Source organism: Arenibacter sp. F26102 (assembly GCF_023015865.1).
Taxonomy (GTDB): domain Bacteria; phylum Bacteroidota; class Bacteroidia; order Flavobacteriales; family Flavobacteriaceae; genus Arenibacter.
Window position 1 is genome coordinate 52,135 of the sequence record NZ_JALKBC010000014.1, and the last position, 19,641, is coordinate 71,775.

The 19,641-nt window shown below is 37.7% G+C and carries 12 protein-coding genes and 1 pseudogene; 12 read left to right on the plus strand and 1 reads right to left on the minus strand.

Annotation, left to right across the window (positions count from 1 at the left end; genetic code table 11):
* Window positions 1–77: 77 nt before the first annotated feature.
* The 5 genes and pseudogenes from MWU78_RS17370 (at window position 78) to MWU78_RS17390 (ending at window position 10,470) form a co-directional block, all read left to right on the plus strand.
* Window positions 78–647: pseudogene (locus MWU78_RS17370) on the plus strand (transposase).
* 324 nt (window positions 648–971) lie between these two features.
* Window positions 972–3,638, plus strand: a complete 2,667-nt coding sequence (locus MWU78_RS17375; protein WP_247000070.1) for an IS66 family transposase — start codon at window positions 972–974, stop codon at window positions 3,636–3,638.
* Window positions 3,639–4,486: 848 nt separating this feature from the next.
* Window positions 4,487–5,083, plus strand: coding sequence for a transposase (locus tag MWU78_RS17380; protein ID WP_247000072.1), 597 nt, complete (start codon window positions 4,487–4,489; stop codon window positions 5,081–5,083).
* Window positions 5,084–5,756: 673 nt separating this feature from the next.
* On the plus strand, window positions 5,757–8,903 hold the full coding sequence (locus MWU78_RS17385; protein WP_247000074.1) for a TonB-dependent receptor: 3,147 nt from the start codon (window positions 5,757–5,759) through the stop codon (window positions 8,901–8,903).
* Between the two features lie 25 nt (window positions 8,904–8,928).
* Entirely contained in the window at window positions 8,929–10,470 is a 1,542-nt protein-coding gene (locus MWU78_RS17390; RefSeq protein WP_247000076.1) for a RagB/SusD family nutrient uptake outer membrane protein, read from the plus strand.
* Window positions 10,471–10,756: 286 nt separating this feature from the next.
* Here the strand turns inward: MWU78_RS17390 and MWU78_RS17395 are convergent, their stop codons facing one another.
* Window positions 10,757–12,661 carry an AraC family transcriptional regulator gene (locus tag MWU78_RS17395; RefSeq protein WP_247000078.1) on the minus strand — a complete coding sequence of 635 codons (1,905 nt, stop codon included), beginning with the start codon at window positions 12,659–12,661 and terminating at the stop codon, window positions 10,757–10,759.
* A 401-nt stretch (window positions 12,662–13,062) separates the two neighbouring features.
* Between MWU78_RS17395 and MWU78_RS17400 the strand changes: the two genes are divergently transcribed.
* From MWU78_RS17400 to MWU78_RS17430, 7 genes are all read left to right on the plus strand, one after another.
* Complete coding sequence (locus MWU78_RS17400; RefSeq protein WP_247000080.1) at window positions 13,063–13,434, plus strand: VOC family protein; 372 nt, start codon at window positions 13,063–13,065, stop codon at window positions 13,432–13,434.
* Between the two features lie 85 nt (window positions 13,435–13,519).
* A complete protein-coding gene (locus MWU78_RS17405) occupies window positions 13,520–14,023 on the plus strand; it encodes a hypothetical protein (RefSeq protein WP_247000082.1) in 504 nt (167 codons plus the stop codon).
* Window positions 14,024–14,076: 53 nt separating this feature from the next.
* Window positions 14,077–15,201: a serine hydrolase domain-containing protein gene (locus tag MWU78_RS17410; RefSeq protein WP_247000084.1), complete on the plus strand. Its 1,125-nt coding sequence runs from the start codon at window positions 14,077–14,079 to the stop codon at window positions 15,199–15,201.
* A gap of 143 nt (window positions 15,202–15,344) precedes the next feature.
* Window positions 15,345–16,793: a sulfatase gene (locus MWU78_RS17415; protein WP_247000086.1), complete on the plus strand. Its 1,449-nt coding sequence runs from the start codon at window positions 15,345–15,347 to the stop codon at window positions 16,791–16,793.
* 158 nt (window positions 16,794–16,951) lie between these two features.
* Window positions 16,952–17,248, plus strand: a complete 297-nt coding sequence (locus MWU78_RS17420) for a putative quinol monooxygenase (RefSeq protein WP_247000088.1) — start codon at window positions 16,952–16,954, stop codon at window positions 17,246–17,248.
* A gap of 81 nt (window positions 17,249–17,329) precedes the next feature.
* Complete coding sequence (locus tag MWU78_RS17425) at window positions 17,330–18,436, plus strand: Gfo/Idh/MocA family oxidoreductase (protein ID WP_247000090.1); 1,107 nt, start codon at window positions 17,330–17,332, stop codon at window positions 18,434–18,436.
* 143 nt (window positions 18,437–18,579) lie between these two features.
* Entirely contained in the window at window positions 18,580–19,590 is a 1,011-nt protein-coding gene (locus tag MWU78_RS17430) for an amidohydrolase family protein (RefSeq protein WP_247000092.1), read from the plus strand.
* Window positions 19,591–19,641 lie beyond the last annotated feature (51 nt).

Below are 19,641 nucleotides of genomic sequence, written 5' to 3' on the forward strand. Positions count from 1 at the left end.
CGCTAGCGTCTCGCTCGTGCCGTCAACATTGAGCAGAAGGGTTCAATATTAGGAAACATAACAGTCAATAATAAAGTATGAGCAGAAAATACAAATTCCAAAACTCCTCCGCGGCCTACTTTGTAAGCTTCGCAACCGTGTATTGGATGGATGTTTTTACGAGACAGATTTATTTTTCAATTTTAGAAAAAGCTGTAGAACATTGTAGAGCAGAAAAAGGAATGGAAATTTTTGCATACTGTTTTATGCCCAGCCATGTTTTTGTGTTTCAGTCAGATAATGAAGACCCATCCGGCTTACTATGAGATTTTAAAGGTTTTACCGCAAGAAAAATAATTAAGGCAATCGAAGAAAACCCACAGGAAAGCAGAAAAGAGTGGCTACTCTCGATGATGGAGCGGGCAGGCAAGAAAAACAGCAACGTGAGCAAAAGACAATTTTGGCAACAGCATAATAAACCAATTGAACTATGGAGCGGAAAAGTAATTAAGCAAAAAATAGATTATATCCACAATAATCCCGTGGAACAAGGATTTGTTACGGACCCAATGGATTGGAAATACAGTAGTGCAAGGAACTATGCAGATGATGATTCCATTTTAAAAATAGATAATGAAGGTTTGCATTTAGGAATGATGGAATTATGAGGAAAAGGATAAAAATTCAGATTCAAGGTATGGGCACGAGCGTGATGCTCGCGCCAGCGGGGGATGTTGGTATGGCCTTTTCGCCCTACACCTTAAATGGACACCAATTTAGTAGGGGTGGATTCAACAAACCTTTCCAATTAAATACGCATTTTCAAATAAGTCACGCTACTCAAAATCATATAATGTTTGTGTTCTAAAAAATCCATCCCTAAAAGGATAAATATTCCAACCCAAAATATTACTAGCTACAAATATATTTACTAGATTTATAACAGGTTCGGTATCGGGATACTAACCCAAGGTTATCACTAATATAAGCATATGATAACGAATGAACTTATATCAAGTTTAGTACATTGTAAACACAAGTATTTCTTACAATTAAATGGTAAGCCACAAAATAATGATTATACTGACCTAATAGCTAACAAGAGAATAGTTCTGATTGAAAGATTCCAAAGTGCTCTTATAAAGGAAAATTATAATTTTCTTGAGTCTGCGAATTATGACACGCTAGCATCTATTACCGCTGATGGAAAATATATTCTTACAAATATCCGATTCACCCTAAACAAATACCGTCTTTATCTAGATTTTCTCGAAGTAGACAAAAAAAAAGGAGTTAATACAAAAATTCCCGTCTTTATTCATCCTAACTCAACCATTACAAACGAAGACAGAACTATTTATTACATTATAGCTTACAAATTTGCTGAATACACAAAAACCGAAATCAGCCGTATAAAACTTGTCTGTGGAGAAAAATCTATTGTTAAAATTATAAAAACTAACCATGAAATTGCCCAAGTTTTCCTGAAAGGAAATTTTGACTTAAGACAAATACAACAATCCTTTTCAAAGATTAAGCATTGTAATGTTTGTGGTTACTGGTCCCATTGTAAAAACGTACTAATAGAACGAGATGACATTAGCTTATTGGGCAATATTGGCAAGAAAGAAATAGCTAAATATAATAACAAAGGAATTTTCACATTAGATCAATTATCATACACATTTAGGCCAAGAAGAAGCAAGAAAACATCCAAAGAAAATAAAAGGTTTCAATATGGTCTTCGTGCATTAGCATTAAGAGAAAAAAAGACAATAATAGATACTGCCCCTGACTTCCATGAAAAGGCATGTTTAATATTTTTTGATTTCGAAGGAATTCCTGAAGAAGATTTTATCTATTTAATTGGCTTAGTTGTTCTGGAAAATGGCATCAAAACAAGGCACTCTTTTTGGGCTGATAAAAAAGAAAAAGAGCCGTCTATTTTTTTAAAGTTTTTATCAATATTAAAAAACAAAAGCAGCTTTACTTGTTACCACTATGGCAGTTATGAGCTAAATAAACTTATGGCATTTAATAAAAGTAACAACAACAAATATGAACAGGAGTTAACCCTAATTTTTAAAAATTCCATGAACTTATTATCAATTTTTAATTCAAAGGTTCATCCGCCAACTTATACAAATGGCCTAAAAGATATAGCATCCTATTACGGATTCAAATGGACACTTACTGATGCCTCTGGTTTAAAATGTTTGGTATTAAGAGAACAATGGAATAATACAGCCAATGATAATCTAAAAATACAGATAATTCAATATAATATTGAAGACTGTGAAGCAATGGACTATATTATACAAAGTGTTAAAAGCTTTAATGCAGATAAAGAATCTCGTGAATATATTAGATTGAATAGATTAACTTCTCAAAAATATGCACACAATTCATATAATGCTGAATATTTTAAAAATATTGCAAAGTACGCATACTTTGACTACCAGCGTACAAAAGTATTCTTAAAAACAAATAATATAATTCGAAAAGTACAAAAGAAAATAGCTAAAAAAAAACCGAAACCTTTAGTGAATAAGTACGTGAAACTAGATGGTCGTTGTTTATGTCCAGAATGCATAAGTGCAAATGTAAATAAGCACGATAAATATAGTAGAATTATTTATGATTTGGCGTATATGTCAGCTGGCATAAAAAGATCTACAATCCATTATGAAACCTATCGATTTAAATGTGCTGATTGTGGTGCTATATTCTACAACCCTCATCAAAAAAACCAGGTACCGAGTGGCAGATACGGGAATAACCTAAAGATTTGGGTGGTATATCAATATGTTGCTTGCCGTGTACCCATGAACAAAATACAGGCAACTTTGTTGTCTATTTTTAAATTATCCATTAGAGAAAATACGCTTCAAAGATTTAAGCAAGATTTTGCTAGAAAATATCGTTCGGTTTACAATAAACTGGCCGAAAATTTACTTCAAGGAAACATAATCCATGCGGATGAAACTAAAATTAGCATTAGAGGCATAGATTCAAAGGGTTATATATGGATTTTTACAAATATGGAGACGGTTATATTTATATTCAGGAAAACAAGGGAGGTAGATTTTTTAAAAAAATTGCTGAAAAATTTTAGAGGCATTTTTATTAGTGATTTCTATACTGGTTATGACAATTTACCATGTCGCCAACAAAAATGTTTAATTCATTTAATTAGAGATTTAAATGATGATTTATATAAAAATCCATTGGATTTTAAATTTAAGGAACTTGTTATTCAATTTGGAGATTTAATTAACCTTATAGTGGCTACAATTAACAATAAGGGCTTGAAAAAGAGATTTATATTTAAGCATGTGAGAGATGTTGAAAAGTTTTATAAATGGTTAATACATTCAAAATCAGATTCAGAACTATTTGAGAAATATGTAAAAAGATTCCTGAAGAACAGAAAAAAATTATTTCTATTCCTAGAGGTAGACGGAATCCCTTGGAACAACAATAATGCGGAGCATGGAATTAAACATTTTGCCGCCTATCGAAAAGTTGTTGATGGGCTTTTTTCTACAAACAATATTGATGAATATTTAATATTGCTAAGTATATTTCAAACATGCCAATATCGTCATATTGATTTTTTAGATTTTCTAAGAAGTGAAGACATGAACTTGATAATTTAAAAGCCATGAGAATCACTATTATTCATCCTATAATTCTACATTTAGGATGAATATAAACATTTAATAAATTGTTCTCCCCTTAGCCATAAAAAGTCTATTGCCTTCAAACAATTTCAATTCCAGCTATTTGTGCTATAAAATGAATGTCAAAGAGCAAAACCGTAAGGATATAATTAAGAAATCACTGTTCATTATATTCAATTTGAAAGCATTGGTTTTAAATTGTTTAACCTCGAATAATTTACACCAATTCATCCTATATTTAATTCTGGCTGTGTAACTTAGATATAATTAAAATATACTATGTTAGCAACTACTTCCCCCACTAACAGCTTCTCGCCCTAGCCGGAAAAAAGGTGTTTTTCAACAAAGATTATATAACATACTTATTAAAGATATATTATCAATGACCATAATCAATTGTTGGTAACTATGCTACTCACCATCTTTAAGACAGTTTAAAGATATTTGTTATCAATTAAGATGCCATTTTTTTAGTGTTATAAATTTGATCGGGCGGTACTTTTCCTATCTCTGTATGCCTTCTTTTGGTATTGTAGAATTCAATATATTCCCTTACCATTTGATAGAGATCCAGTCCCCCGCTAGCGCGAGCGTCTCGCCTGCCTGACGGCTAGGCAAGCTCGTGCCGTCAACAGTGAGCAGAACGGTTCAAGAGCAGAAAAAAAATAGTAGTCAATAAAAAAGAATGAGCAGAAAATACAAATTCCAAAACCAGCTGCGCAAAGTCTCCCGACTTTGAGCACTACGAACTATTAAGAAATGGCAGAAGATAATAAAAGAACAACGTGAGCGAATTAATCAAGACGGTGTAAAGAAAAAACCAAATGAAAGAAGGCTACATAATTCGAGATCAAGATAAGGCACATTTTATAACCACCACAGTGGTAGATTGGATTGATGCCTTTACTCGAAAGGAGTATAGGGATGTAGTCATTAATTCTCTTGACTATTGTATCAATAGCAAGCATATGTTACTATATGGATACGTAATCATGAGTAACCACGTCCATCTGATAGTACAATCAAAAAATGGAAAACTATCGGACCTGATTCGGGACTTTAAAAAATTTACTGCCAGAACTATACTTGAAAAAATTATGGAGGAGCCCGAAAGTAGAAAAGAATGGATGCTTGAACGTTTCAAGAATGCGACCAAAACTCATGACAGGAACAAGAACTATCAATTTTGGCGCTATAGCAATCATGCGGAGGAAATATATTCAGAGAAGTTTCTATGGTCAAAATTGGATTATATACATCTTAACCCTGTACGGGCCGGCATAGTGCAAAAAGCATCAGAATACCTTTATTCCAGTGCCACAAACTATATCGATAGCAAAGGAATTTTGGAGAATATTGAGCTAGCTACAAATCCTGTTATAGATGTTATACGAACATCGCCATTTTTAAAATATGAATAGATTTCGAAAATTCAATATAGTCATAAACCTTAAACATCCTTCCTCAAAGTCGGGAGACTTTGCGGAGCAGTTAGGTTAAATAATTGTACAGTATTAGGAAGTATAATAAAGTTAGCCGAGTTAAAACAACCAATCATAATCAAGAATTATGAATAAAAAATAAATACATATCATCCTATATCTGTGCTGCAGCCTGCTTTGGGCACACCCAACCAACTCACATCTTGAGACCTGTGCTGAACCCAGTCGAAGTAGGGGTGTCGTAGCAGGGGTGTGGCTTTCTAAAAACATAGATATTATCTCAAAAGACTCCCTACTTCCAAAAGCAAAAGACACCGCCAAACTTAAGAAAGTAGACCCAAATCATTTGGCACATTTGCAGCAGCTTGGTAGCAATTCAAACAGCCAATAAATTTTCTGTCAATAACCAGAATACCACCCTAACCAGCAGTTCTTATTTATACAACCTACCCTGTAAATAACGGTCGCCATTAGGAATACCTGAAAAATTGTACGAAAGAACTCTAAAATTCATGAATTTTAGAGTTCTTTTTTCCTTAATCCGCAACTTTCCATTTTTCTTAAGATACATTTAACAATTGAATGCCTTAGCTTCTAACTCGGCATGGCATGCAATTAAAAAAACAATTAACTAACTAAAAATCATTTATTTATGAAGATTACACTATGCAAATGCTTATTGCTTGTGGGAACATTTTTATGTTTCGGGCTGGCAGGAGCACAAACGGTGACGGGAAGTGTTTCGGATCAATCCGGACCCTTGCCCGGGGCGAACGTATTGGTTAAAGGTACAACCAACGGAACGCAAACAGATTTTGACGGTAATTATACATTGGAAAATGTAAATAGTAATGCCACTTTAGTTTTCAGTTATATAGGTTTCAAAACTTTGGAAATACCTGTAGGCGGAAAAACCACAATTAATGCTGTTTTGGAAGAGGATGCCAGCGAATTGGAAGAGGTAGTATTGATTGGGTACGGTAGTCAGAGGAAATCGGATCTTACAGGTTCGGTTGGGCAAGTTGATGCCGATCAGCTGCAAGAACGCCCTGCTACATCCCTTAACCAGGCTTTGTCCGGTAAGATTGCCGGTGTACAGGTAAACACCAACTCGGGTCGCCCAGGTGGTAAGTCCAATATCAGGGTAAGGGGTTTTAGTTCAATAAACTCTTCCAACAACCCGCTATATGTAATAGATGGGGTGCAGTTACCACAAGGTAATCAAGCTAACTTTAGTTCAGCCATAGATTACTTAAACCCTAATGATGTAGTGTCCATAGAAGTATTGAAAGATGCTTCCTCAACGGCAATTTATGGTGCTCGTGGAGCTAACGGGGTTATTCTGGTAACTACGAAAAGAGGTCGCGCTGGACAAGGTAGGGTTACCTACGATGTTGATTATAGCGTAAACCAATACGGTCCTAATAGGGCCAAGGCTTTAAATTCCGAACAGTATGCTATGATAGAGCAACTTTCTTGGGAAAACACGCAAAAATTTGACCCGGACGGTTGGGCCGCTGGGAAATATGCCCAGTACGAGCCTAGGCTTAAAAGAGCCAATCCCAACGTTGCTTATCTGTTCGATAGTGATGGTAATGCAATATATGATACGGATTGGTCCAAAGAGGTGGTACAACATAAATTATCACAAAACCATCAGTTGGGTTTCTCTGGAGGTAATGAAAGAACAACATATGCCATCTCACTAGGAATTAGGGATGATCAAGGTCTTTTTAAAAATACTTACCTCAAACGTTATTCAGGAAGGTTCTCAATTGATGATCAAATTAAAACATGGTTAAAGATTGGTGGCTCTTTGAGTTATAATAACCAAACTGAGAATTTGGCCGATACCAATGACCAAGTGCCGCGTAGAATGGTTGAAGATTATCCTTTTTACCCCGCTCCTTTCCATACTGGAGGTCCATTGGAAGGTCTATATGCCAATAACAGGGATTATCCCTTTGCTGAAGGTACCCGGAATTCGGTGAACTGGCTTGATAATAATGAGTATATCTTAAATACCCAAACGACGGCAGGAAGCTTTTATACCAACCTTAACTTTACCAAGGAATTGGAAATGAGAACGGTTATTGGGACAAATGTACTGACCCAGGAAAACAATGAATTCCGAAATAGTGTTCTGGATAATAATGCGGTAGCCAGGGCACAATCAAGCAACGAAAAGCAGACATTTTGGTCCATTGAAAACTACCTGACCTTTAATAAGGAAATTAACGAAAACAATTCATTGACCGCCTTATTGGGTTTATCTTGGCAGCAGTCCAATCAATTCTTTGTCAACGCAGATTCCAGAAACTTTCCTACTGATTATTTTAAATTTAACAACCTAGGAGCCGGATCTGATAATATTGCGGTACAATCTTTTGCAGACAGGGAAGCTCTGAACTCCTATTTTGGAAGATTGAATTATAACCTCTATGGCAAGTACTTATTTACAGTTACAGGTAGAGCGGATGGTTCGTCTAAATTTGGTGACAACAATAAGTTTTCCTTTTTCCCCTCAGCAGCGGTTGCCTGGAGGATTTCGGACGAAGATTTTCTTGTAGATAATGCCCTAATTTCCAACCTAAAACTTAGAACAAGTTATGGGGTTACAGGTAACTCCGAAATTCCACCTTACTCTTCATTATCCCTATTAAGTTCCAATTACGCTACCATTTGGGGCGATAGCCGTGTTGGTGGAACTGGGTTGAATCGTTTGGCAAATCCGAATTTGAAATGGGAAAAGACCGCACAGTACGATGTTGGTTTGGAATTAGGCCTATTTGATAATAGAATTAGCTTGGAAGCTGATTATTACTACAGAAAAACTACCGATATGCTCTTGGATGCACCTGTGCCACAATCAAGTGGATATGCTACCATAAGAAGAAATGTTGGTTCCATGGAAAACAAGGGTCTTGAACTTGGATTATCTACCAAGAATATAGCTACAGCCGATCTAACCTGGAATACCTCATTCAATATCTCAATGAACAGGAACAAAGTACTTTCCTTGGCCACACCTTCCGATATCTTTGGAGTTGGTGGACCTGGAATAACAAACGAAACCAGTATTATTAGGGTAGGTGAACCCGTAGGTGCTTTCTGGGGCCTTACCCGTTTGGGAACTTGGAATACAGATGAGGCTGCTGAAGCCGCAAAATTTGTAAGTTATAGAAATGGACTTACCATTTTGCCAGGAGATATCAAGTATAAGGATTTCAATGGCGATTATATAATTAATGATGAGGATAGGTCTATTATTGGAAACGGCTACCCAACTGCTTGGGGTACGTTGACGAATTACGTTTCCTATAAAAATATTGATTTTACCTTGGAACTTCAATATTCTTGGGGTAATGACGTAATGGATATGAACCTACACTCAAGCGAGGACAGACAAGCCCTTGCCAATAGTTATACTACAGTGTTGAATGCTTGGACTCCTGATAATCAGGATACCATGATTGCCCAGGTTAGGGATACACGTGCTGGTTATGTAACCAACGTGGATTCACATTGGGTAAAGGATGGTTCCTTTGTACGTGGTAGGAATATTATGCTAGGATATACTTTTGATCAAAACTTGGTTGAAAGCATGCATTTGAATAAATTGAGATTATACGCTTCTGCACAAAATTTCTTTTTGTTGGTGGATGATGAACTTCTTGGTGATCCCGAGGTAACTCCTATTCGTGGTGGTGAGGGTAACAATGTCTTCTCACAAGGAATGAAATGGCATGAATATCCAAAATCGACAACATTTGTAATTGGTCTACAAGTCGGTCTGTAATTAATAAAATTTAAAATAAGATATTATGAAATTTGATATAACAAAACACATTGGAAAGTTCTACCTCTGTTCGCTAATGTTGCTTACAACAGTTGGTTGTTCCGATTTTTTGGATGAGTCCGATCCATCAAATCTAACACCGGACAGTTTTTACACCACTGCCAAACATGCCGAATCGGCTATAGCAGCCGTTTATGCGGATGCTAGGTTCGTGGGAGACGGCGCGGGTATCTTCTCATCCAACTGGCAATTATTGGAGGCGGTTACTGGAACGTCCACAACCCAGACGGCACAGAATTCGGATTTAAACAACTTGTATTCCCTATCTTATGACGCCAATACACTGCATATTCGCAATTGGTGGCGAGGAATTTACAAGGTAATAGCCAACGCTAACCTGGTGCTTGAAAACGTGCCTAATATAGAAATGGATGCTGCACAAAAGAACAAAGTACTTGGTGAAGCTCGATTTTTTAGGGCTTGGGCTTATTTTTACGCCGTTAGGCTTTGGGGAGATATTCCCTTGATTACTCTGCCTCAGAGTGCTACTTCGGAGGATTTTAATCCCATCCGTAGCCCACAAAAGGCAGTTTACGATCAAATTGTTGCGGATTTGGTGGAGGCTGAAGGTACAGGATTAACATGGACAGATGAGAGTGGTAGGGTATCCCAAGCTGCCGTTAAATCCTTATTGGCAAAGGTATATCTTACCATGGCCGGAAATCCACTTAATGAAACCGCACGCTATGCCGATGCCGCCAGTAAGGCCAAGGAAGTTATAGACAATGCTGGACCAATAGATCTTTTTGATACCTATGGCGAGATTCATGATGAAAATCTTGGCAATATGGTAGAACATATCTTTAGTCTACAATATAATGATGAAGTAGCTGGAAACCCTATGGGCAACATGTTTCCAAACTTCCAACCGGTAACCTATCGCGGACCATCCGGAACAGGAAGTACTGTACCTGAAATTAAGTTTTATGACTCCTATGAGGCTGGAGACCTAAGAGCGGTAGATCGTGAGGGTTGGTTTTATAGTAGTTACTACCTCAATGGTAGTGGAGATCTTTTCGATTTGGGTGCACCTTATATCTTTAAGCATTTTAATGTTACGGCCAATGGTACCCTTGGTGTTCCCGGAACGGCTAAGGACAACCTTAATATGCCCATAATACGTTTTGCCGAAGTATTGTTAATATACGCCGAGGCATCCAATGAGGCAACAGGCCCCAACCAAGCGGCAGTTGATGCCCTAACAAGGATAAGAGATCGGGCACAGTTGACAACTCCTGCGCTTGGAGCATTTACCCAGGCATCATTAAGAGAGGCTGTTTGGAAAGAGAGATGGCATGAGCTTAGTTACGAACAAATAACTTGGTTCGACATGGTACGCCTTAGAAGAGTACTGAATAGTGTAACCGGTACCTTTGATAATTTTGTTGGGCATGTAAACCTAAGCTCTGATCAAGCGCTTCAGGAGAAACATTTATTATTTCCACTTCCAGAACAAGAAATCATCAACAATCCAAATTTAACACCCCAAAACCCGGGGTATAATTAATAAAAGACCTTTAAAATTAAAATCAGATGATTTTTAAGATTTTGAGTTCAGTTTGAGTTAATTGGTTTTTAGTAATTTGAAAAGGCAGTATCCAGTTCGGGGTACTGCCTTTTGTTATTATATACCTATGATGAAAGAAGTTAAAACCCCTAGGTGCATTTTGTATCTAGGTAATAATCGGGGTGCTACGCAGTCAAAAAAAATATGGTTTGGCCCAACCGCCATGGTGTGTGCATATTAAAAAATAAGCAAGGCTTATGCCATTCGAATTCTTAAATATGAATTCCTAGCCTATCTTTTTTAAGGCATATGCAGTCGCCTTGGATTTGTTCTTAATTTCAAAGGAGTTGTTAAGCTCGTTTATAAAGTTGGAAGGAAGAATACCCAATCTCTTTTTAAAAGCAGCGTTAAATGTATTTAAATTATTATATCCCAGTGAAAAAGCTATATAACTTAATTTGCTGTTCCTAAATTCCATGTCCTTGAGCAATTTGGGCAACAGATAGTTTATTCTTAATTCGTTGATATAATTGTTGAAATTAGATTTTTTCTCCTGATTTATAACTTGGGAAAGGTATTTGGGATTGGTTTTCAATTGCTCTGAAAGCTGATGCAAATTACATTGTGGATCCAGGTAAAAGTTTTCCTTTTCCAGTTTCTCCAGTTTCGCCATAATAATATTCTTAATGTCCTTGTCAATTCTGGGCTGTGTCTTAGGTATATCCGCAGTTTTTCTTTCAATGGACCATTGGGTCTCCATGTGTTGGATTCCGCTGAGCCTCTCGCTCATTCGAAGCTGAATTTCCGCAAGATCGATAGTTCTTTGAAGAAGTAATTTATTTTTCTTTTTTACCTTGAGGTAGGAAAAAATGGAGATACTGCTTATGATCAGAAGTAAAATAAGAAAAATGATTATCCCTTTAAATTGAGCTCTCTGGGCTATATTTTCCAATTCCAGAATTTTTTTCTTTTGTAAAACCTCCTTTATTTTTCTTTTGGTCTCCAGGATAACAATTTTTTGCTCCTTTTCATTGGTAAAGAGGGAGTCGCTTATGGCCTGGTATAGGATTTTATAATCGTTGGACTTAGAAAACTGCTCTGTTTTTGCATATATCTCACTTAAAACTAGGCTGTTACGCTTTATGACATCAAAAGCATCTATATTTTCAGCAGTTTCAATACTCTTTTCATAATTTACAATTGCCTCTGTAGTATCCTTGGTCTGAAGATACAATTCAGCTTGTACCGTTAGAGCTCTTGGGATTCTGAAACGATAATTATTGTCATAATTTATTTCCAATGCCCTAGAGATATGGGTCAAAGCCTTTTCATGCTCTCCAATAGACATATAAATATTTGCCATATTGCTGTGTACAGAGGCCGAGATATAACTACCGGCAGGAGGGAGCTTTTTTTCAATCTCCAGGAAAAACGCATATACTTTTAAGGCTCCTTTGGGGTCGTTCAATTTGGCCGTCATTCTGGCAATTTCATCTATTTTCGGATAGATGTATTCCGTTTTCTTAAGCTTAAGGATGTAATGCAGCCCTTTTAGACAATAGCTTAATGATTTGGAATAATTCTCTATTCTAAGATAATAGTGTGATAAAGCGGAATTAGCCTTCATAAGAATGTAATCACTTTCAGTCTTTTCGCCTTTGTCCAGTAATTTTAAACCTGTTTCAAGGGCTTTGTCATATTCCCCTCTTTCAGTGTAAATATCTGATTTTAAGGTAGTTATATCAGCGTAGACTTCAGGATAGGTCTTGGGCCCCACTATGGGCTGCAACTCCCCTAATAAGCTCATGGAACTCTCAAAATTGCCTTTTACGAATTGGAGATAGGCCCTGTTGTATTTTGCTTTGAGGTTACCTTCCTGAAATGCAATATTCCGTGATAATTTTAAAGCCTGGTCATTATAGGTGTTTGCCGACTCATCCGATTTGTATATGTATGCAGTGCAAAGTTTTAATAAGGTACGTACCTTTTCTTTACCCTGCGTATGCCCTACTTTGGCAAGTAAAAATTCGATGTCCAAAAATTCTTCTTTAAAACTGTCCTTATTTCTGATTAGACTGCGCACATCATTTAAATAAGAGTTCACAGAATCCTTTTGCGTTTCATTTGCGTTTAAATGATTAAACAACAGAAATGAGGCCAGTAGAAACGTGGTTTTGGTTAAGTTATTCATGGTTTATTTTTTAATACTTTTTGCGTTTGGGGGTTTTTTGTATTAAAGAAATCCAAATTGACAATTTTTTCTTTAAGCTATAAATAAGCTAAAATTGAATTAGGTCCTTAATCAAAAGAGCAATAAAATATTGATAAATATAAATATTGATTTTTAAAGATAAGGTAAATATAAAGATAGGTTTGTATTAATTATGCAAAGGTTTGCATAAAAACCCAGTGTCCAATTTATAGTAATCACGAATTCTTGATGCTGGAAAGTCTGCTGATTGTCTATGCAACCCTTCCATTTACTTCCAATGCCTAAAAATAACTATCTTAGTATAGTCGGTAATTTCATGCCACATTCCCCCGGACACATTTTAAGAGAATTGTAGTACATCAACATCTAAAAAAACAATTATGAAACTAGGAGCTTTTTCAATTAGTCTAGCCGTCAAGGATCTAAACGTATCCAAAGAATTTTACGAAAAACTGGGATTTACAGTGTTTGCGGGTGACCTAAAAATGAATTATCTGATCATGAAAAATGGCAACGCACTCGTTGGTTTGTTCCAAGGTATGTTCCCTAAGAACATACTTACATTTAATCCAGGTTGGGACGAGAATGCCACTGCGCTGAGCTCCTTTGACGATGTTAGAAAAATTCAAACGCATTTGAAAAGCAAGAACCTAAAGTTGGAGCAAGAGGCGGACGTAAAAACAACCGGACCTGCAAGTATTATGCTGACCGACCCCGATGGCAACCAAATCTTAATAGACCAACATGTCTAATTTGAAAATTGGGCGATTTGAATATGTTCCGCATTTTGAACTGCCATTTTTAGATTCAAACCTAACACTAACATTATCCTAAAAAATGAAACCTCTGATCGTACTTCTTGTTTCATTTTTTATAGCCTTGCTCATTCTTTATCTGAGGTCGAAAAAAATACAATGGCCATTGGCCGGACGAATTGCCATGGCCGTAATGTTATTGTTTACTTCCTTGGGACATTTTATGTTTACCGATGGCATGACAGCCATGATGCCAGAATTTATTCCCATAAAAAAAGAAATGGTATATGCCAGCGGAGTCTTGGAAATACTATTTGCGATCGGCTTACTTATTCCAAAGCTAAAAGTCCGAACGGCATGGTTGCTCCTCATATTTTTTATCCTCATCCTGCCAGCCAATATTAAGGCAGCCATGGAAAACATCAACTACCAGACCGGCGAACTTAACGGCAATGGCCCCAACTATCTGTGGTTCCGTATTCCACTTCAAATATTCTTTATGGTCTGGATCTATTATACGGCTATAAGGACAAGTAAAATAACTGCAAACCGAAATACCCTCAACAATAAAAACCAAAAATTATAGACCCAGAGCATTCATTTCATTGCCCATTATTTTAATCCATATAAATGATAATAATGAAAAAGTATCTTACCCTCATTTTACTATGTATTTTAACATATGGATGTGGCCACGAAAAAGTCGCTTTTAATGGTCAAAAAGACTTCAACCAAAGTATTACGGACATTCAATCCAAAAATATTTATGCCGAGTCCAAAGACTTCCCAAACAATACACAGCTGTCCTTTGCCATCATAAAGGACGGGATTACTAAATTTTATGGAATTAAACGTGAGAACGATACCATTTTCACTATTGACAATCATGATGGTGTTTTTGAAATTGGTTCTATCTCCAAAGTATTTACTGCTACCATATTGGCGGATATGGTAGTGAACAATAAACTTGGCCTGGATGACAATATTAACCACTATTTGGAATGGCCTTTAAAAGATGGTGTAAAAATCACCTTTAAACAGTTGTCCAATCATACCTCGGGGCTTCCAAGGCTGCCCTCCAACCTGATTCTAGATTCCATCGACCTTCAGAACCCTTATAAGGATTATGATGAACAAAAATTGAAACAATATTTGACCCAAGTTCTACAACTGAACCAAAATCCAGGGGAGAAATCGGAATATTCAAACCTAGGGGTTGGGTTGCTGGGTTTTGTTCTGAGTAAAATGGATAGCACTTCTTATGAAAACCTACTCCAAACCAAAATTTTTACAAAGTATCTAATGACAAATTCCACTACTAACCGAACCCTTATTTCAAACAAGCTGGTAATGGGGCTGGATGTTTCCGGTAAGGAAACTCCCAACTGGGATTTGAATGTCTTGGAGGGGGCCGGTGGTATTTTGTCCTCTGTTGCCGACCTGTCAAAATTTGCCCTAGCACAATTCAATGATTCCAACCAAGTATTGGCATTGACCAGAAAACCTACCTTTAACCTGCAGGCCAATAAAGCCGACATGGGATTGGGGTGGGCAATAATAAAAAACACGGGGGAGGAATGGTTTACGCATAGCGGTGGAACTGGGGGCTATAGATCCCATATAGTACTTGATATTGCGAACAAAAATGGGGTGATTATTCTCTCCAATCTATCGGCCTTTCACAAAAAAAATATGAATATAGATAACCTTGGCGAACGCTTAATGGGAACACTTAAGAAAGTGGAATCCATTGCCCAACAGTAGTGCACAATGGTCATACCTTAACCCCAAGATATTGTTACTATTATCCCATGTAATAGTTTTTATATATTTTTAGAAACCCTTTGCACATAAACAGACCTATTGAATCCATTCTTTTAGGCCGAGTTTAAGTCAAACATCAAAATATGAAACAATTATTTATCCTAGTAACTTTTATTCTGTCCATCTACAGTACCGTCCATGCCCAAAATAAGAAATTGAATATCATTGTTTTTATAGCCGATGATGTTAGCTGGGACGATTTAGGATGCTACGGGAATACTCAGGTTAAAACTCCGAACATTGACCAACTTGCGAAGGACGGATTAAAATTTGATAATTTCTATTTAACGGCAAGCTCATGTAGCCCCAGCAGAAATTCCATAATAACGGGTAGATACCCACATAATACCGGAGCCGCCGAATTACATACCACACCCCCCTTGGACATGATGTCCTTTCCTGAATTATTATCGAACAATAACTACTATTCCGTTTTAGCGGGCAAATTCCATATGGGTCCTTTTGCAAAACGCGGATTTGATAGGATGTACGAGGGACACAAAAACAATGGTGATGGGGGTGAAGAAAGCTGGGTAGCCTCCCTAAAGGAAAGGCCAAAAAATAAACCTTTCTTTATGTGGTATGCCTCTTATGATGCCCACAGGGAATGGGGTCCCAATAAATTTTCAGGCACACACCAGCCAGATGAAATAGAGCCTCCTTTTTATTTGTCCAATGGAACTGCCACCAAATCCGATTTAGCGAAATACTATGACGAAATTAAAAGATTCGACTTTTATATTGGTGAGGTTGTCAAGGAATTGAAAGCGCAAAAAGAGCTGGACAATACCCTAATAATTATTATGTCGGATAATGGACGACCCTTCCCCCACAGTAAAACTAGGGTTAACGACCGTGGCATGAAAACTCCATTTGTCATGCACTGGCCGAAAGGAATAAAAAATAAGGGTCTTAGTAGTAATAGTCTGGTAAGTGCTGTGGATATTGCGCCAACGCTATTGTCCCTTGCCGGCATAAATTATCCAGATCAATTTCAGGGATATAGCTTCCATCCACTCCTAACAAATCCCGAGCAAACATTTCGCAACTATATCTTTGCCGAACACAATTGGCACGACTATGAAGCACATGAACGCATGGTCAGGAATAAAGATTATATGTACATTTTAAATTCAAGAACCACTCAGCAACAAAACGGCCCTGCTGATGCGGTTGGAAGTCCTTCCTTTAAGGAATTGGAAACATTAAAGGACAAAGGAGAACTTTCGGCAATACAAGCCGATGTGTTTATGACACCCAGGCCACATGAAGAGCTTTATGATTATAAAAGGGACCCCCTTCAATTGCTTAATGTGGCATCAGTACCAGAATATGGGGAACCGCTCAAAGATTTGAGAAAAGTATTAAAGGAATGGATGATCGAGACAGGAGACAATATCCCGGAAAACCTTACTAAAGATTGGTATCTTAAGGAAGCTGGATTAATTAAGACCGAGTTTCACAATATAAGGGGAGAAATGCCAGGTGAAAGTTTAAACGCCACAAAAAATAACGCAAAAGGTGTATTTTAGACTAGATTCCTTAGCAGTGTGTTACTCCCCAAAAATATGGGAAGTAAATGCTTAAATGTCCTAATGATGATTCCACCAATAAGTGACAAAGAATATATAATAGCTTTCCCCATGCCCCAGAAGTTCCATATATTTAAAAAATAAAATTCAATTTAAAAATGAGCAACAAGCAATTGACCATCACCGCCAGTATTTTGGCCAAACCGGATAAAAGGGAATTTGTAAAACAAGCCCTGTTAAAACTAATACCACCTACCCTAAAGGAGGATGGCTGCCTAAACTACGATCTGCACCAGGACAATGAAAACCCAGACCGTTTTTTCTTCTATGAAAATTGGACGAGTTACGATAATTGGCAAAAACATAACAATAGTGCACATATAGCGGCCCACAAAAAGGCTACCGAAGGTGCCGTAGTAGAGGTAGTTATAGGACAATTAACTCCGGTTAGTTAAACATTTTATATTTAAAAATGTAGTATCTTTCAAAGACCACGGTAAGTTTATTTACTGTAGTCTCTTAGTAACTATATAACCATGAAAAACACCTTTACACTATCCCTTTGTGTTATTTTGTTGACGTTTACGAGCACTTTCGCACAGAAAAAACCAATAAAATTGGGAGTCGTAGGCCTCACCCACGGACATGTTGGTTGGATTTTAAGTAGGGAGGCAAAGGAAGATGTGGTCATGGTAGGTATTGTGGAAACCAATCGTGATCTGGCACAGCGCCTATCCAACAAGCACGGATTTCCTATGGAAATGGTGTTCAATTCCATGGAGGAAATGATTGCCGCCGTAAAACCCGATGCAGTGGCAGGCTTTGGAAATATATACGATCATTTGGCCATTGTTGAAACCTGCGCACCAAAAGGTATCCACGTTATGGTAGAAAAACCCTTGGCCGTAAGCTTGGAACATGCCAAAAAAATGGAGGTATTGGCCAAAAAACACCAAATACATTTGCTCACCAATTATGAAACCTCTTGGTATCCTACCAATCTAAAGGCCTATGAACTGCTACATGAAGGCACTATTGGCGATCTTAGAAAGGTTATTGTCCGCGATGGACATAAAGGGCCTAAAAAAATTGGGGTAAGTGCAGAATTTCTGGAATTCTTAACCGATCCACTACTTAATGGCGGTGGGGCCATCATGGACTTTGGGTGCTACGGGGCCAACCTCATGACCTGGTTGCAACAAGGCAAAAGACCTAATTCCGTTACCGCAGTGACCCAACAGTTACAGCCAGAAAACAACCCCAAGGTTGACGATGATGCTACCATAATACTTACTTATGACAATGCCATGGCCATATTGGAACCCTCATGGAACTGGCCCATAGGCCGCAAGGATATGGAAATCTATGGCGTAAAAGGTGCTATTTATGCCGAAAATAAACATGACCTAAGGGTTAGAATTTCTGAAGGCTATAGTGGCTTTAAAGAGGAAGCTTTTAAACTAGGGGAAAGGGATGCTCCCTATGATGAGCCCTTTGCCTTGTTTGCATCCGTTATAAGAGGGGAAACTACCCTTGGCTCTTACGATCCCTATTCCTTGGAAAACAATATGATCACCATGGAAATCCTGGAGGCTGCCGTTCAAAGTTCAAAATCGCAACGTACCATACAGCTAAAAAACTAGTGGTCCTTTAAAAAGGATGTCGGAATAATATTATATTTTGTATCTTACTGTATATTAGGTCCGTATACACTACACTCTCTTCCCAGCCAGCATAAATTACCCTTATGCACCCATTGTTTTGTTAAATTCTAAAGCGCATAGAAATGAGGATTACGATTCTTTTGCCTATGGTACTTTTAGCCATTACAGGTTTTTGCCAGGAGAAACTCCCAATATTGGATATGCATTTACATGCCCTCCCTGCTTCTCAAAACGGGCCACCGCCCACCGCCATTTGTGCTCCTCCAGAGGAAATGCCTATGCATGATCCTGCAAAATCTTGGGCAGAGGGCTTTAATGATTATCTAAAAAATCCCGACTGCAAAAATGCCGTTTGGGGGGCTACTTCAGACAAAGAACTTATGGACAAAACCCTGGAGATTCTAAATAAGCATAATATCTATGGAATAACCAGCGGGTCCTTGATAGATGATTATATGGCCGTTGGTGGAGATCGTATAATACCAGCATTACATTTCAATTTTTTTATGGCCGATAAGACTCCCGAAAAAGTACGTGAACTTCTATCGTCTGGAAAATACAAGGTATTTGGGGAAGTGGCCATCCAATACAATGGCGTTTCTCCCAGTGATCCAAAATTTGATCCTTATGCCCAAATTGCCGAAGAATTGGACATTCCCATAGGAATCCATGTGGGTACCGGACCTCCAGGTGCCGCCTATCTGCCTGGTGTTGGGAATTACAGGGCTAGGCTTCATAGCGCCATGGTAGTGGAAGAACTACTAATGCGACATCCAAAACTGAGGATATATTTAATGCATGCAGGATATCCCATGATTGACGATCTCCTAGCCGTTCTTTGGACGCATCCACAGGCATATGTTGATATTGGTGCAATTTGTTTCGCCATACCCAGAAAAGCATTTCACGAATACCTAAGGCGCATATTCGAGGCAGGATTTGGAAAACGTGTTATGTTCGGCTCCGACCAAATGAACTGGCCAGAAACTATTGAAGTTGGAATAGAGGCTGTCAACACCGCCGATTTTCTGGATACGGAACAAAAAAGGGACATCCTATATAACAATGCGGCAAGGTTTCTACGCCTTAGTGATGCGGAAATTGCCATGCACCACGGAAAAAAAACAAATTAGCCGAAGGGATATTGCCGCTATAATTCGAACAACAGTATCCTACAAAATGTT

What these genes read in the sequence shown, in the direction of transcription:
- MWU78_RS17380 (WP_247000072.1), top strand. Translation starts at nt 4,487, where the DNA reads ATGAAAGAAGGCTACATAATTCGAGATCAAGATAAGGCACATTTTATA.
- MWU78_RS17425 (WP_247000090.1), top strand. Translation starts at nt 17,330, where the DNA reads ATGAAAAACACCTTTACACTATCCCTTTGTGTTATTTTGTTGACGTTT.
- MWU78_RS17390 (WP_247000076.1), top strand. Translation starts at nt 8,929, where the DNA reads ATGAAATTTGATATAACAAAACACATTGGAAAGTTCTACCTCTGTTCG.
- MWU78_RS17405 (WP_247000082.1), top strand. Translation starts at nt 13,520, where the DNA reads ATGAAACCTCTGATCGTACTTCTTGTTTCATTTTTTATAGCCTTGCTC.
- MWU78_RS17395 (WP_247000078.1), bottom strand. Translation starts at nt 12,661, where the DNA reads ATGAATAACTTAACCAAAACCACGTTTCTACTGGCCTCATTTCTGTTG.
- MWU78_RS17430 (WP_247000092.1), top strand. Translation starts at nt 18,580, where the DNA reads ATGAGGATTACGATTCTTTTGCCTATGGTACTTTTAGCCATTACAGGT.
- MWU78_RS17400 (WP_247000080.1), top strand. Translation starts at nt 13,063, where the DNA reads ATGAAACTAGGAGCTTTTTCAATTAGTCTAGCCGTCAAGGATCTAAAC.
- MWU78_RS17385 (WP_247000074.1), top strand. Translation starts at nt 5,757, where the DNA reads ATGAAGATTACACTATGCAAATGCTTATTGCTTGTGGGAACATTTTTA.
- MWU78_RS17375 (WP_247000070.1), top strand. Translation starts at nt 972, where the DNA reads ATGATAACGAATGAACTTATATCAAGTTTAGTACATTGTAAACACAAG.
- MWU78_RS17415 (WP_247000086.1), top strand. Translation starts at nt 15,345, where the DNA reads ATGAAACAATTATTTATCCTAGTAACTTTTATTCTGTCCATCTACAGT.
- MWU78_RS17410 (WP_247000084.1), top strand. Translation starts at nt 14,077, where the DNA reads ATGAAAAAGTATCTTACCCTCATTTTACTATGTATTTTAACATATGGA.
- MWU78_RS17420 (WP_247000088.1), top strand. Translation starts at nt 16,952, where the DNA reads ATGAGCAACAAGCAATTGACCATCACCGCCAGTATTTTGGCCAAACCG.